At 74.8% G+C, this 13,813-nt stretch carries 14 protein-coding genes; 6 read left to right on the top strand and 8 right to left on the bottom strand.

The annotated features are described in order from the left end of the window. Positions 1-102: 102 nt before the first annotated feature. Positions 103-1,554 (top strand): serine/threonine-protein kinase, encoded by a 1,452-nt coding sequence (locus FHU30_RS31360; protein ID WP_253880602.1) that lies wholly within the window; start codon positions 103-105, stop codon positions 1,552-1,554. Positions 1,555-1,561: 7 nt separating this feature from the next. On the opposite strand, the gene FHU30_RS31365 is transcribed toward FHU30_RS31360, so the two are convergent. From FHU30_RS31365 to FHU30_RS31380, 4 genes are all read right to left on the bottom strand, one after another. Beyond that, positions 1,562-3,100, bottom strand: a complete 1,539-nt coding sequence (locus FHU30_RS31365; protein WP_253880604.1) for an NADH-ubiquinone oxidoreductase-F iron-sulfur binding region domain-containing protein — start codon at positions 3,098-3,100, stop codon at positions 1,562-1,564. After that, on the bottom strand, positions 3,097-3,837 hold the full coding sequence (locus FHU30_RS31370; RefSeq protein ID WP_253880605.1) for a hypothetical protein: 741 nt from the start codon (positions 3,835-3,837) through the stop codon (positions 3,097-3,099). Before FHU30_RS31370 ends, FHU30_RS31365 begins: the two co-directional genes overlap by 4 nt. Before the next feature lie 163 nt (positions 3,838-4,000). Further along, positions 4,001-4,909 (bottom strand): SDR family oxidoreductase, encoded by a 909-nt coding sequence (locus FHU30_RS31375; protein ID WP_253880607.1) that lies wholly within the window; start codon positions 4,907-4,909, stop codon positions 4,001-4,003. Positions 4,910-4,952: 43 nt separating this feature from the next. Beyond that, the gene (locus FHU30_RS31380; RefSeq protein WP_253880616.1) at positions 4,953-5,813 is read right to left on the bottom strand and encodes an SDR family oxidoreductase; all 861 of its coding nucleotides are present in this window, start codon (positions 5,811-5,813) and stop codon (positions 4,953-4,955) included. 64 nt (positions 5,814-5,877) lie between these two features. On the opposite strand from FHU30_RS31380, the gene FHU30_RS31385 reads away from it, so the two are divergent. From FHU30_RS31385 to FHU30_RS31400, 4 genes are read left to right on the top strand one after another with little or no spacing between them, the layout of a single operon-like run. Continuing rightward, entirely contained in the window at positions 5,878-6,627 is a 750-nt protein-coding gene (locus FHU30_RS31385) for an enoyl-CoA hydratase family protein (protein ID WP_253880617.1), read from the top strand. Then, a complete protein-coding gene (locus FHU30_RS31390; RefSeq protein ID WP_372503989.1) occupies positions 6,627-7,490 on the top strand; it encodes a CoA transferase subunit A in 864 nt (287 codons plus the stop codon). The genes FHU30_RS31385 and FHU30_RS31390 overlap by 1 nt, the downstream gene beginning before the upstream one ends. Next, positions 7,487-8,218, top strand: coding sequence for a CoA-transferase subunit beta (locus tag FHU30_RS31395; RefSeq protein ID WP_253880619.1), 732 nt, complete (start codon positions 7,487-7,489; stop codon positions 8,216-8,218). Before FHU30_RS31390 ends, FHU30_RS31395 begins: the two co-directional genes overlap by 4 nt. Further along, a complete protein-coding gene (locus FHU30_RS31400; RefSeq protein ID WP_253880621.1) occupies positions 8,215-9,279 on the top strand; it encodes an NAD(P)H-dependent flavin oxidoreductase in 1,065 nt (354 codons plus the stop codon). Before FHU30_RS31395 ends, FHU30_RS31400 begins: the two co-directional genes overlap by 4 nt. Here the strand turns inward: FHU30_RS31400 and FHU30_RS31405 are convergent. Beyond that, entirely contained in the window at positions 9,267-9,926 is a 660-nt protein-coding gene (locus FHU30_RS31405; RefSeq protein ID WP_253880624.1) for a TetR/AcrR family transcriptional regulator C-terminal domain-containing protein, read from the bottom strand. The genes FHU30_RS31400 and FHU30_RS31405 overlap by 13 nt on opposite strands. Positions 9,927-9,976: 50 nt before the next feature. On the opposite strand from FHU30_RS31405, the gene FHU30_RS31410 reads away from it, so the two are divergent. After that, positions 9,977-10,519, top strand: coding sequence for a peroxiredoxin-like family protein (locus FHU30_RS31410; RefSeq protein WP_253880625.1), 543 nt, complete (start codon positions 9,977-9,979; stop codon positions 10,517-10,519). On the opposite strand, the gene FHU30_RS31415 is transcribed toward FHU30_RS31410, so the two are convergent. The 3 genes from FHU30_RS31415 to FHU30_RS31425 form a co-directional block, all read right to left on the bottom strand. Beyond that, the gene (locus FHU30_RS31415; protein ID WP_253880627.1) at positions 10,479-11,885 is read right to left on the bottom strand and encodes an MFS transporter; all 1,407 of its coding nucleotides are present in this window, start codon (positions 11,883-11,885) and stop codon (positions 10,479-10,481) included. The two genes, FHU30_RS31410 and FHU30_RS31415, sit on opposite strands and share 41 nt — an antisense overlap. Before the next feature lie 89 nt (positions 11,886-11,974). Then, a complete protein-coding gene (locus FHU30_RS31420; protein ID WP_253880629.1) occupies positions 11,975-12,949 on the bottom strand; it encodes a quinone oxidoreductase family protein in 975 nt (324 codons plus the stop codon). Between the two features lie 66 nt (positions 12,950-13,015). Next, on the bottom strand, positions 13,016-13,792 hold the full coding sequence (locus FHU30_RS31425; protein ID WP_253880631.1) for a glucose 1-dehydrogenase: 777 nt from the start codon (positions 13,790-13,792) through the stop codon (positions 13,016-13,018). Positions 13,793-13,813: the final 21 nt, after the last annotated feature.

Raw genomic sequence — 13,813 nt, forward strand, 5'->3', positions numbered from 1 at the left:
GCAGGTCGCGGCATTCCGGCCGGACCGGCAAGGCAGGGGTCTCCCCCTTGTCATCCCCAAGCCCCTGCCGCGCGGGGCCGCGATCGCGCATCATGGGCGTCCATGGAGACCCCTCCGTCGGCCGGCAGGTACCGGATCGACCGGCTCCTCGGCTCCGGCGCGTTCGCCGTGGTGTGGCTCGGCCACGACGCGGAGCTGAACTCGCCGGTGGCGATCAAGATCCTCGCCGAGCACTGGTCCCGCCGGGACGACGTCCGGGAGCGGTTCGTCCAGGAGGCGCGGCTGCTGCGCCGGGTGGACTCGCACCGGCTCGTCCAGGTGTTCGACATCGGCACGCTGCCGGACGGCCGGCCCTACTTCGTGATGACCTACGCCGACCGGGGCACGGTCGAGGACCGGCTGGCGGCCGGGCCGCTGCCCGTGGGCGAGGCGCTGCGGCTGGCCCGGGAGGTCGCGCGCGGCCTGTCCGACCTGCACGCCGAGGGCATCGTGCACCGCGACCTGAAGCCCTCGAACGTGCTGCTGCGGTCCGAGGCGGGCGGGGACGAGCGGGTGATGATCTCCGACCTCGGCATCGCGCGCACCGGGGACCGGCTGTCCAGCCTGACGCTGCCCGCCGGGTCGCCCGGCTACATGGCCCCCGAGCAGGCGGTGATCGACGGCGCGCCGGACCACCGCTCGGACGTCTACGGGCTCGGCGCGCTCAGCTACCACCTGCTGACCGGCGAGCCGCCGCGCGAGGACCCGCCACCGCCGAGCGCGCTGCGTCCCGGCGTCCCGCCCGCGGTGGACGCGGTGGTGCTGCGCGCGCTCGCCGCCGACCGCGACCGGCGCTGGCCGTCCGCGTCCGACTTCGAGCAGGCGCTATCCCGCACCACCAGCAGGATCGATACCGATCCGCTGCCCGGGTCCCGGCCGGTCCGCCGCCGGGGCCGCGGCCGGGCACGCCGCCGGATCCTGCTGGCGTGCGGGGCGGCCGCGCTGCTCGCCGCCGGCGGGGCCGGAACGGTCCTGGCCGTCAGCGGCGGGCCGGACGCCCTCCCCGGCCACCACTCCGGCTCGCGCGACTCGGGGCCGGGCGATCCCGGCGGGCGCTGGCTGCGCACCGACCGCGGCATCCCGCCGCAGTACCGGAGGCTGATCGTCCGGGCCGGGACGTGGTGCGAGCTGAAGGGCCTCAGCCCCGCGCTCATCGCGGCGATGCTCAAGGTCGAGAGCAACTTCGACCCGAACCTGGCGGACCCGGCGAAGGACGAGTACGGCATCGCCCGCTGGACGCCGCACGTCCTGACGTTCTGGCAGCCGGGCGGGCTGAACAACCCCGAGCCGCACCCCGAGGACATCACCCCCGACCTCTCGATCCCGGCGATGGGCCGCTACCTCTGCTACTGGGGCAAGGACCTGGTGAACGTGCCGGGCGACCCGGCGCTGAACCTCGCCGCGACCTACCGCTCGTCGTCGAAGAAGGTCGTGGACGCCAAGGGCCCGCCGCCCAAGTACCGCGCCTACTGCGACCAGGTCGGCCGGTACATCGCCTACTACCGCCCGTCCTGATCGCGGCCTACGTGGCGGGGACGGGCTGCCCTGCCCGCCCGCCGGTCTTCTTCGGCTTGTCGTGCGGGGTGCGCGGGACGAGCCGGAGCGCGAGCCCGGGGCACATCGCGACGGCCTTGCGCGCGGCCGACTCCATCGTCGCCGGGATCGGCTCGTCCGGGATGACCGGGTAGCCGTACTCGTCCATGCGGACGGTCCCGCGGAGCAGGTCGGCGCAGAGGCCGTGGCCGTCGCAGCGGCTCCAGTCCACCTCCAGGCGCAGCCGCGCCTCGCCGGCCTCGGCGGGCAGGACGCCGCGCACGGGCCGCCCGCAGCCGCCGGTCGCGATGTGCCGGGCCACGTCGTCGGCGAACACCTCCAGCGTGGACAGGACGAACCGGGCCGTCCCGTCGGGATGCGAGCAGGCGCCGCGCCCGGCCGTCATGCGGACGGCCCGCCGGACGGCGGCGACCGCGGCCTCCGGGGCGTTCCCGGCGGCGAGGTCGGCGAGCGCGGTGGCCAGGTCCGGGAGGCCGAGGCGGCACGGGCCGCACTGCCCCGCCGACTCGGCGGCGAGGTAGCGCGCGACCCGCGCCGACTCCCCCAGCGGGCAGGTGCCGCGGCCGAGCGGCATCACGATGCCCGCGCCGAGCGTGCCGCCCGCCTTGGCCAGGCCGTCCCGCGAGATCCGGGCGCGGATCGCGTCCTCGCCGCGCAGCCAGGCGCCGTGGTAGCCGCCGACCAGGACGCCTTCGCTCGCCCGCGCGCCGCACAGGTCCAGCAGGTGCCCGAGCGGCGCCCCGGCGGGCGTCTCGACCACGGCCGGGAAGCGGGCGGATCCGGTGACGGTGAGCAGGACCGTGCCCGGCTCGTCCGGTGTGCCGATCTTGCGGTAGCCGCGCACGCCGAGCCCCGCGAGGACGGCCAGCTGCGCGTAGGTCTCGGCGTTGGACAGCAGCGTCGGCAGGCCGTCCACGCCGCGGGTGGCGGCGCGGACCTTCTTGCCGGGCGGGACGGGCCGCCTGCCGTTGATGCCGCGCACGAGCGCACCGCCCTCGCCGGTGATGAACCGCTCCGGCAGCCGGACGACCCGCGCCCGCCCGGTGAGGTCCCGCTCGCGCAGCGCCAGCTCCATCGACGCCTCGGCGGACGAGTCGGTCACCGCGATGACGATCTCCAGCGCGCCGAGCGCGGTGGCGGCGAGGGCCGCGCCGTCCAGGACGAGGTGCGGGGCGCGGCAGAGCAGCACCTTGTCCTTGAGGCTGCCGGGCTCGCCCTCGGTGCCGTTCACCACGACGACCGTGCGCTTGCGGCGGCGGGCGGCCGCGTCGGCGACCGCGCGGAGCTTGCGGGCGAACGGGAAGGCGGCGCCGCCGCGCCCGTGCAGCCGTCCGTCCTCGGCGAGCGCGATCAGGGCGTCGGCGGTGCGCGTCTCGGGCGCGGGGTGCAGCGCGCGGTGCGCGGCCAGGTCCAGCCGGGTCGCGCCGTCCAGGCCGAGGGTGAGGCGCGGCGGCCCGACCTGCCGCACGGCGATGTTCGGCGCGGCGAGCCGCTGGTCGGTCGTCACGACGGCCTCCTCGACTCGGCGGGCCGCAGCAGCGGCCGCACGGCGATCCCGGCGGCGACCGCGGCCAGGCACAGCAGGTAGCTCCCGGTGACCCACACCGCGGCGGGCCGCCCGCAGGTCAGGCCGTGCGCGACGGCGGCGGGCCAGGCCACGTAGGCGGTCAGGTGCAGCACCCGCCACAGCCACGGCCGGCGGATCTCGGCGAACCGCCCGCGCACGATCCCGCCGGCGACGGCGACGACCATCAGGTAGCAGGCGACGACGCCGAGGGCGAGGCTCAGCGCGTGCCCGGCGGTCCCGGCCGGGACGAACGCCGCGAGCGCCCCGACCCGGTGCCGCAGCAGCTGGGTGGCGATGTGCACGCCCAGGGACACGACGGCGACGAAGGCGAACACGCGGTGCGCGATCTGCGCGGTCAGCCGGTGCCGGGACGGGACGACGCGTCCGGTGGCGAGCAGCCCGACCATGACCGCGAGCGAGAGCCCGACCAGCGAGACGACACCGGCGTAGAAGTCCAGGAACCGGCCGAGCGCGCGTCCGGCCGGGCCGAGGGCGCCGGACGAGACGCCGGCGCCGAGCGCCAGCCCGGCGGCCGCCACGAGGACGAGCCGGACCCCGGCGAGCACGTGCCGCCGCCTCGGGCGGGGCCGCGGCAGCGCGCCGCCGCCCGCGAGGAAGCCCGTGGTGCCTTCGTGGGAGAGCCGCCGCTGAACGGACGGCGGCGGGTCGGAAGCCATCAACGTGAAGCCGTCCCCCTCGGTCGCGGTGCCCCGGGAGCCGCGTCCGGGCGGAAGCGGCTCCGTGCCCCATACGACGCGTGATCAAGAAGGGGGGTTCGCCGAGGTCACACCCCTGGACCGTGGCCGGATCCGGCCCGCCGCCCGGGGGAACGGCCGGGCGTTACGACGCGCCGTAGACAGGTTCGGGGTCGGGCGCCTCGGCGAGCAGTCCGGTGACGGCCGCGCCTACCTCGGCAGGGTCCCAGCGGCGTCCGATGTCGGCGGACGGGCCGTGCCGGAAGGCGTCCATCACGCAGATCCGGCCGCCCTCGGCCTCGAAGACGCGCCCGGTGACGCCGCGCGACCCGGCGGAACCGAGCCAGACAACCAGCGGGGAGACGTTCTCGGGGGCCATGGCGTCGAACTCGCCCTCGGCCGGCCTGGCCATGGTCTGCGCGAACACCTCCTCGGTCATGCGGGTGCGCGCGGCGGGCGCGATCGCGTTGACGGTCACGCCGTACCGGCCGAGTTCGGCGGACGCGACGAGCGTCAGCCCGACGATGCCCGCCTTCGCGGCCGAGTAGTTGCCTTGCCCGACGCTGCCGAGCAGTCCCGCGCCCGACGAGGTGTTGATGACGCGCGCGTCCACCGGGCGGCCCGCCTTGCTCTGCGCCCGCCAGTAGAGGCCCGCGTGCTTGAGCGGCAGGAAGTGCCCCTTGAGGTGGACGCGGATGACGGCGTCCCACTCGTCCTCGGACAGGTTCACCAGCATCCGGTCGCGCAGGAAGCCCGCGTTGTTGACCAGGACGTCCAGGCCGCCGAACGTCTCGACGGCGAGCGCGACGAGGGCCTTCGCGCCGTCCTCGGTGGCGATGTCGTGCGGGCTCGCGACGGCCTGGCCGCCGAGCTTCGCGATCTCGGCGACGACGTCCTGCGCGGGGCCGGACGCGGCCTCGCCGGTGCCGTCGCGGGCCACTCCGAGGTCGTTGACGACGACCTTCGCGCCTTGGCGGGCGAACTCCAGCGCGTGCGCGCGGCCGAGCCCGCGCCCGGCGCCGGTGACGATGACGACGCGGTCCTTGCAGATCATTGCGGCTCCTCGGTCGCGGTGGTCGGGGTGGTGGACGGGCGGTTCAGGCGTCGCGGTTGACGGTGGCGGCGTCGAGGAAGGCCGGGCGCTCGCCGCCGCCGTGCAGCAGCAGCGACGACCCGCTGATGTAGGCGGCGAGCGGTGAGGCGAGGAACACGCAGGCCGCGCCGACGTCGGCGGGTTCGGCGAGGCGGCCGAGCGGGACGGTCCGGGCGACGGCCGCGACGCCGTCCTCGCCGCCGTAGTGCAGGTCCGAGCTCTCGGTCCGGACCATGCCGAGCGTGACGGTGTTGACCCGCACCTTCGGCGCCCACTCGACGGCGAGGCTCGTCGCGAGGCCGGCGAGGCCCGCCTTGGCCGCGCCGTAGGCGGCGGTGCCGGGCGACGGCCGGACCCCGCTGACGCTCCCGACCATGACGATCGAGCCGCCCTCGTCCTGCGCGGCCATCCGGCGGTGCACGGCCCGGGACATGATGAGCGCCGACACCAGGTTCAGCTCGATGATCTTGATGTGCCGGCGCACGTCGCCGTCCGCGAGGAGGCCGAACGGGGTGCCGCCCGCGTTGTTGACCAGCACGTCCACCCGGTCCAGGCCGTCGGCGAACGCCTCGGCGGCATCGGGGTCGCGGACGTCCAGCGCGGCGAACCGGGCGCGGCGGCCGCCTACCTCGGGCAGCTCGTCCGGCTCGTGCCGGGCGACGGCGACGACGTCCGCGCCCGCCGCGAGGAACGCGCGGGTGATGCCGAGGCCGACGCCGCGCACGCCGCCGGTCACCACGGCCGTCCGCCCGCGCAGATCCAGCACCGGCAGCCCTGCCACGCCCTCGCCAGTGCCCTCGCCGGTGCCCTCGCCAGTGCCCTCGTCCGCGTCCTGCGGATCCGCGTTCGCGCCCTGTCGCGGCATTGCGTCCTCCCGGCGGTGCCCTGCTACCTTACGTTCTAACAAATGTTTGGTGGAAAGGTAGCGCATGGGAGTCTCCACCACGACCCACGGGTCCGGGGTCGCCGAGATCGTCGTCGAAGCGCCGCCGGTGAACGCGCTGACCGTGGCGGGCTGGTTCGAGCTGGCCGATGCGCTGCTCGCCGCCGGGCGCGACCCCGAGGTCGGCGCGGTCGTCCTGCGCGCCGAGGGCAGGGGCTTCAACGCGGGCGTCGACATCAAGGAGATGCAGTCGACCGGCGGGCACGACGCGCTGGTGGGGGCGAACCGCGGCTGCTTCGCGGCGTTCGCCGCGGTCTACGACTGCGAGGTCCCGGTCGTGGCCGCCGTGCACGGGTTCTGCCTGGGCGGCGGGATCGGGCTGGCGGGCAACGCCGACATCGTGGTGGCGTCCGACGACGCCTACTTCGGGCTGCCGGAGGTGGACCGGGGCGCGCTCGGCGCGGCGACGCATCTGGCCCGGCTCGTCCCGCAGCACCTCATGCGCGCGATGGTCTACACGTGCCGCAACGCCACGGCCGACGAGCTGCACCGGCACGGCTCGGTGCTGGACGTCGTGCCGCGCGACGAACTGCGTGCCAAGGCGATGGAGGTCGCGGAGAACATCGCGGCCAAGAACCGGTACGTGATCCGCCGCGCCAAGGAGTCGCTGAACGGGATCGACCCGGTCGATGTGAAGCGGTCCTACCGGTTCGAGCAGGGGTTCACGTTCGAGCTGAACCTCGTAGGCGCGGGCGACCGCGCACGGGACGACTTCATGGCGAAGGGGGCGCGGTGATGGCCTCGAACAAGGTGATGACGGTCGATGAGATCGTCGCGTCGCTGTCGGACGGCATGACGGTCGGGATCGGCGGCTGGGGGTCGCGGCGCAAGCCGATGGCGCTCGTCCGGGCGATCTGCCGCTCGTCCCTGCGCGACCTGACCGTGGTGGCGTACGGCGGGCCGGACGTGGGCCTGCTCTGCGCGGCGGGGAAGGTCCGCCGCCTGGTCACCGCGTTCGTCACGCTCGACACGGTTCCGCTGGAGCCGCACTTCCGCGCGGCGCGGCAGAACGGCGCGATCGAGCTGACCGAGTACGACGAGGGCATGTTCATGTTCGGCTTGTACGCGGCGGCGCACCGGCTGCCGTTCCTGCCGACGCCCGCCGGGATCGGGTCGGACGTGATGCGCGTGAACCCGTCGCTGAAGACCGTCCGGTCGCCGTACGGGGACGAGGAGCTGGTCGCGGTCCCGGCGCTGACCATGGACGTCGCGCTGGTGCACATGAACCGCGCCGACGCTCGCGGCAACGCGCAGTACCTCGGCCCCGACCCGTACATGGACGACCTGTTCGTCAAGGCCGCCACCCGGTCGTACGTGTCGTGCGAGCGCCTGGTCGACACGTCCGACCTGCTCAAGGAGGGGCCGCTGCAATCGCTGCTGATCAGCCGGGCGCACGTCGCGGGCGTCGTGGAGACGCCGAACGGCGCGCACTTCACCTCCTGCGAGCCCGACCACGGACGCGACGAGGCGTTCCAGAGGCTCTACGCCAAGGCCGCCGCCGACCCGGACGGCTGGACGGCGTTCCGCGAGCGGTTCCTGTCCGGTGACGAGGCGGCCTACCAGGACGCGGTGCGGGCGTTCCAGGAGGAGACCCGATGAGTGGTGCGACGCGTGCGGAGATCTGCGCGGTGGCCTGTGCCGAGCTGTTCCGCGGGGACGGTGAGATCGTGGCGGCGGCCGTCGCCGGGTTCGTCCCGATGCTCGGCTCGCGGCTGGCCCGCGCGACGTTCGAGCCCGACCTGCTGACCACCGACGGCGGGCCGGTGCTGTCCGCCGAACCGGCGCCGCTCGGGGCGCAGGCGACGGAGATCGAGGGCTGGCTGACCTTCCGCGACCACCTGTGGCTCGTGCTGAACGGGCGGCGGCACGTGGTGATGGGGCCGAGCCAGATCGACCGGCACGGCAACACCAACATCTCCGCGATCGGCGACTGGTCCAAGCCGTCCCGGCAGCTGCTCGGGTCGCGCGGCGGGCCCGGCAACACGCGGCTGAACCCGACGAGCTACTGGGTGCCGAAGCACTCGGCGCGCGTGTTCACCGAGAAGGTCGACTTCGTGAGCGGCGTCGGCTGGGACCGGGGCGCGCACGAGATCCGCGGCGTGGTCACGAACCTGTGCGTGCTCGACTTCCGGACGCCCGGCCACCGGATGCGGCTGCGGTCCGTCCATCCGGGGGTGCGGGTCGCGGACGTCGTAGAGGCGACGGGGTTCGAGCTGGTCGTCCCGGACGAGGTGCCCGAGACGCGCCTCCCGACGCCCGAGGAGCTGCGGATCATGCGCGAGGTGCTGGATCCGAAGGGCCTGCGCGAGCGCGAGGTCCCTGCGTGAGCGCCGAGCAGGTCCTCGCCACGCCGCTGACCCGGCTGGTGGGCGTGCGGCATCCGGTCGTGCAGACAGGGATGGGCTGGGTCGCCGGGCCGCGGCTGGTCTCGGCGGTCGCGAGCGCGGGCGGCCTCGGCGTGCTCGCCTCGGCGACGATGACACTGGAGCAGCTGCGGCTGGCCGTCCGGGAGGTGAAGGACCGCACGGACGCGCCGTTCGGCGTGAACCTGCGCGCGGACGCGGGCGACGCCGGGGACCGCATCGACCTCATGATCAAGGAGGGCGTGAAGGTCGCGTCGTTCGCGCTCGCGCCCCGGCAGGAGCTGATCGCCAAGCTCAAGGACGCGGGTGTCGTGGTGATCCCGTCGGTGGGCGCGCGGCGGCACGCGGAGAAGGTCGCCGCGTGGGGCGCGGACGCGGTGCTCGTCCAGGGCGGCGAGGGCGGCGGGCACACCGGCCCGGTCGCGACGACGCTGCTGCTCCCCCAGGTCGTGGACGCGGTGGACATCCCGGTCATCGCGGCCGGCGGGTTCTTCGACGGGCGCGGCCTCGCCGCGGCGCTCGCCTACGGCGCGGCCGGCGTCGCGATGGGCACGCGCTTCCTGCTGACGTCCGACAGCTCCGTCCCGGACGCGGTGAAGAAGGTCTACCTCGGGACGTCCGAGACCGTCGTGACGCGGCAGGTGGACGGCATGCCGCACCGCGTCCTGCGCAGCGACCTGGTGAACGGCCTGGAGGCGGCGGGACGCGTCTCCGGGCTCGCCCGCGCGCTGCGGAACGCCGCCCGGTTCAAGAAGATCTCCGGGATGTCGTGGCGGGCGATGCTCGCCGACGGGAAGGCGATGAAGCACGGCAAGGACCTGTCGTGGCCGCAGGTGCTGATGGCCGCGAACACGCCGATGCTGCTGAAGGCCGCGATGGTGGACGGCCGTCCGGACCTGGGCGTGATGGCGTCCGGGCAGGTCGTCGCGGTGATCGACGACCTGCCGGACTGCGCGGGGCTGATCGGCGGGATCGTCGCGCAGGCCGCCGAGGTGCTGGCGCGGCAGCCGTCCTACCTGGTCTGAGTTCCGTCGCCCCCGGCCTGCTGGGCGGCGATGCCGTCGAGCAGCAGGTCGAGGCCGCGCCGGAACTCCTCGTGGGAGGAGATCTCGCGGGCGCGGCGCCCGGCGGCGGCCATGTAGGGAAAGTCGGGCAGCGCGGCGATCACGTCGGTGCCCGGCCCTGACAGCGGCCCGAGGTGCTCCAGCTGGATCGCGCCGATGATGTACGCGGTGACGCTGCGCAGGGCGATGATCCGCTCGTCGCCGCCGAACCCGGCGTCCGCCAGGACGCCGAGCACGGTCTCCGACCAGCGCAGCAGCGCCGGCGACCGGTGCCGGTGGGCGGGCGTCAGCGGGATGGCCTCGGGATGCGCGGCGACGGCGAGCCGGATGCGCTCCACGAGCGCCGCGACGCGGTCGCGCCACGGGCCGTCCGGCGGCGGCGCGGTGTCCACGCCCGACAGCACCCGCTCGACGACGAGCCCTTCGAGCTCCTCGCGCCCGTCGACGTACCGGTAGAGCGCCATCGTGCTCATGCCGAGCTCCTTGGCGACCGCGCGCATGGACAGCGCGGCGAGTCCGTCGCGGTCGATCACGGCGAGCGCGGCGGCGGCGAGCTGGGGCTGGGTCAGCGACCTGGGACGCGGCATGGCCTTGACAGCGTACGGCATACGCCTACTCTCGTAGGTGTATGCCGTACGCCTATCGGAGGGAACCACCCGTGCGCACCTACGAGCTGACGTCCGTGACCGGCGCGCCCGTCCGCGTCCCCGATCCGGAGCGGATCGTCCACCTGCAGTTCCGGCGCTTCGCGGGCTGCCCGATCTGCAACCTGCACCTGCGCTCGTTCGCCGTCCGGCACGCCGAGATCGAGGCGGCGGGCGTCCGCGAGGTCGCGGTGTTCCACGCGCCCGCGGACGAGCTGCGCGAGCACGTCGCCGAGCTGCCGTTCGACGTGATCCCCGATCCGGATCGCAAGCTCTACGCCGAGTTCGGCGTGGAGTCCCGGCCGCGCGCGCTGCTCGACCCCCGCGTGTGGCCGGCGATCGTCCGCGCCGTGGTGACCGGCCTGCTGCGCCGCGACCCGCTGCCGAAGTCCCGGCCGACCGGCGGGCGGCTCGGCCTGCCCGGCGACTTCCTCATCGCCCCGGACGGCACGGTGCTGGCGAGCAAGCTCGGCGCGCATGCCGACGACCAGTGGCCCCTGGACGAGATGCTCGCCCTCACGAAGTCCGCGCGACCCGAACGCGTCCGGCAAGGATGACGATCAGGAGGCTCGGCACGACCAGCACGCCGAGCGCGGGCCCGAACCGCGCCAGCTCCCCGGCGTCCGCCGGAGTCGTGCCGAGCAGCCCGGAGCCGAGCGCCAGGATCCCGACCTGGCCGAGGTTCTGGCTGGTCGCCATCGCGGCGCCCGCGTAGCCCGTCCGCCCGGACGGCGCGTGCGCGAGCGACAGCACGGTCAGGGTCGGCATGGTCGCGCCCATGCCGATGGCAGCCAGGGTCAGCGACACGGCCGGGATCCACGCGGGCAGCCCGGACGCCATCGCCACCGCCGCGGCGCCGTTCGCGACCACCAGCAGGACGGCGCCGGACGCGACGAGCAGGTGGCGCGGGCGTTCGGCCAGCCACCGGCTCTGCGCCCACGAGGACGCGCCCCACGCGACGGCCGACCCCGTGAACGCGAGCCCGGCGAGCGCCGGCGGCACCGTCCCGTCCAGGTTCAGCATCAGCGGGACCATCGTCTCCAGCGTGAAGAACGTCCCGGCGGCGAGGCCGGTGAGCAGGACGGTGGCGGGCAGGCCGGTCGCGGCCCGCCAGGTGCCCGGCGGCAGCATGCGGCGCACGAACGCGCCGATCACCACCAGCGCCGCGGCCCCGCAGGCCAGATGCGCGGCGCCGCGTCCGGACAGGGCGTACTGGCCGAGACCGGCGCCCACGCTCACCGCGAGTGCCACGGCCAGTCCGGGCCCTTCGGCTCCCGACTGCTCGTCCGGACGGTCCGGGCGGGGCAGCCTGCGCAGCAGGACGATCACCGCCAGCCCGGGGAGGACGGTCAGCGCGGCGAGGCCGAGGAAGACCCAGCGCCACGACCACCAGGAGGCGACCAGCCCGGCCAGCGGCGGGCAGGCCAGCGCTGGAACGATCCAGCAAACCGACATCAGGGCGAGCGCGCGGGCCCGCAGGCGGTCGGGGAAGGTGCGCCCGATCGCGGCGTTGGTCGACACCACGATCATCCCGGCGGCCAGGCCGTCCAGGAAGCGGCCGGCGGCGAGCTGCCAGACCGTCACCGCCGTCCCGGACACCACCAGCGTCGTGACCGCGAGGGCGAGCCCGGCGGCGAGCGGACGACCCGGACCGGACCGGTCCGACCAGGCGCCGCCGGCCACGCCGCCGAGCAGCGCCGCGCCCACGAACGCGCCGGCCACCAGCGGGTACAGCCACAGCCCGTCGAGCGCGCGGACCGCGACCGGCAGCGTCGGCACCACGGCCAGCCCGGAGATCCCGGTGAGGACGGTCAGGGCGGTGAAGGCGGTCGCGGGGGCGGCGTACTCGCCCGAGAACAGCCCGGCCGGCTTCGCGGAGGGTGCGGCTCCGTGCTCGGTCGTCGCCCGGAGCCGCACGGCCACCCCCGCCTTAATAGGAAGCTTTGTTTCCAGAAGGACGCTAGGCAGCCGCGCGACCGCTGTCAACGGGATTCACGAGCGCACCGCGGGATTCACGCGCGCACCGCGAGGACGAGCTTGCCGGTCGTCTTGCCCGACTCGATCCGGCGGTGCGCGTCGGCGGCCTCCTCCAGCGGCATCGCCTCCACCGAGACCCGCAGGTCGCCGGACGCGACGGCGGCCACGGCCCGGCACAGCGCGCGGCCCGCCTCGGCCGGATGCAGCGCGCTGAACGCCGCGAGGTTGAACCCGGAGACGGTCTTGTTGGTGAACCACAGCTCGTTCGGCGACAGCGGCACGTCGTCCGCGCCGGACGCGTTGCCCATCGCGATCATCCGTCCGAACGGGGCGAGCGCGTCCAGGCTCGTCCGCCGGGCCGGGCCGCCGACCATGTCGACGGCGATGTCGAAGCCGGTCCCGCCGGTCAGCTCGGCGACGCGTCCCGGGAGGTCGTCGCGCAGGACGACGTCCTTCACGCCCAGCTCCCGGACGGCCCACACCTTCGCCTCGCTCCCGACCGTCCCGACGACCGTGCCCGCGCCGAGCAGCCGCGCGGCCTGCACGAGCTGGCTGCCCACGCCTCCGGCGGCGGCGTGCACGAGCACCCGCTCTCCCGGCGCGATCCGCGCGATCCGGTCGAGGACCAGGAACGCGGTCGTGCTGTTGGACGGGACGGCCGCCGCGACCATCGGGTCCAGGCCGTTCAGCGGCGCGACCAGGTCGGCGGAGGTCACGGCCACCTCGGCGTAGCCGCCGCTGTCCACGATCGTCAACGCCGCGACGGGCTCGCCGACGCGCAGCCCCTCGACGCCCGCGCCGAGCGCCCTGATCCGTCCGGACACCTCGATGCCCGGGACGAACGGCAGCGGCACGTCCACTACCCCGCGCCGGTAGAGGACCTCCGCGAAGTTCGCGCCCGCGAAGTCGACGTCGATCGACACCTGGCCGGGGCCCGGCTCGGGCGCCGCGACGTCACCGAGGCGCAGCACGCCGGCCTCGCCGAACTCGGGAATGGTGATGGCCTTCATCGTCATGCTCCTTGGCGGAAGTGTCGGGCGGGGAATCGGGCGGGGAAGGGGCAGGCAGGGGAAGTGTCAGGCGGGGATGGAGGTGACCAGGCCGCCGTCGACGAGGAGGTCCTGGCCGGTGATGTAGGACGCGTCGTCCGAGGCGAGGAAGGCGACGGCGCGCGCGACGTCCTCCGAGGTTCCGAGCCGCCCGGCCACCGTCTGGCCCGCGTAGGCCGCGGCCTCCTCCTCGCTCGGGGCGGCGCCGCGGAACATCGGGGTGTCGATGAAGCCGGGGCTGACCGAGTTGACCCGGATGCGCCGGGGCGCGAGGTCGGCGGAGAGCGTGCGGGCGAGGTTGTGCACGGCCGCCTTGGACGCCGAGTAGACCGACGCGACGGCCAGGCCGCGGTGCAGCGTCCAGGACGCGTTGATCACGATCGCGCCGCCGTCCGCCAGCAGGGGGACGGCCTTCTGGATCGTGAAGTAGACGCCCTTGAAGTTCACGCCGACGATCTGGTCGAAGTCGTCCTCGGTGACCTCGGCGCTGGGCTGGAAGACGCCGACGCCCGCGTTCGCGAACACCACGTCGAGGCGTCCGAACCGGTCCCGGACGCGGTCGGTGAGGGCATCGAGGTCGGCCACGCTCGCGGCGTCGGCCCGGACGGTCAGCAGCCGGTCGGCGGCGTCCAGATCCCTGGTGGTGGTGCCCAGCTCCTTGGCGGCGGCGGCCAGCCGGTCCTCGTCGCGGCCGGTGATCACCACGTTCGCGCCCTCGTCCAGCAGCAGCCGGGCCGTCGCGAGGCCCATCCCGCTCGTCCCGCCGGTGACCAGGGCCGTCTTGTTCTCGAATCGCTTCGTCATGGCTGCAAGCCTGCCGCCGGA

It is taken from the genome of Actinomadura rupiterrae (assembly GCF_024172125.1).
Lineage (GTDB): Bacteria > Actinomycetota > Actinomycetes > Streptosporangiales > Streptosporangiaceae > Spirillospora > Spirillospora rupiterrae.

What these genes read in the sequence shown, in the direction of transcription:
- FHU30_RS31385 (WP_253880617.1), top strand. Translation starts at nt 5,878, where the DNA reads ATGGGAGTCTCCACCACGACCCACGGGTCCGGGGTCGCCGAGATCGTC.
- FHU30_RS31390 (WP_372503989.1), top strand. Translation starts at nt 6,627, where the DNA reads ATGGCCTCGAACAAGGTGATGACGGTCGATGAGATCGTCGCGTCGCTG.
- FHU30_RS31370 (WP_253880605.1), bottom strand. Translation starts at nt 3,837, where the DNA reads ATGGCTTCCGACCCGCCGCCGTCCGTTCAGCGGCGGCTCTCCCACGAA.
- FHU30_RS31395 (WP_253880619.1), top strand. Translation starts at nt 7,487, where the DNA reads ATGAGTGGTGCGACGCGTGCGGAGATCTGCGCGGTGGCCTGTGCCGAG.
- FHU30_RS31420 (WP_253880629.1), bottom strand. Translation starts at nt 12,949, where the DNA reads ATGAAGGCCATCACCATTCCCGAGTTCGGCGAGGCCGGCGTGCTGCGC.
- FHU30_RS31360 (WP_253880602.1), top strand. Translation starts at nt 103, where the DNA reads ATGGAGACCCCTCCGTCGGCCGGCAGGTACCGGATCGACCGGCTCCTC.
- FHU30_RS31380 (WP_253880616.1), bottom strand. Translation starts at nt 5,813, where the DNA reads ATGCCGCGACAGGGCGCGAACGCGGATCCGCAGGACGCGGACGAGGGC.
- FHU30_RS31375 (WP_253880607.1), bottom strand. Translation starts at nt 4,909, where the DNA reads ATGATCTGCAAGGACCGCGTCGTCATCGTCACCGGCGCCGGGCGCGGG.
- FHU30_RS31405 (WP_253880624.1), bottom strand. Translation starts at nt 9,926, where the DNA reads ATGCCGTACGCTGTCAAGGCCATGCCGCGTCCCAGGTCGCTGACCCAG.
- FHU30_RS31425 (WP_253880631.1), bottom strand. Translation starts at nt 13,792, where the DNA reads ATGACGAAGCGATTCGAGAACAAGACGGCCCTGGTCACCGGCGGGACG.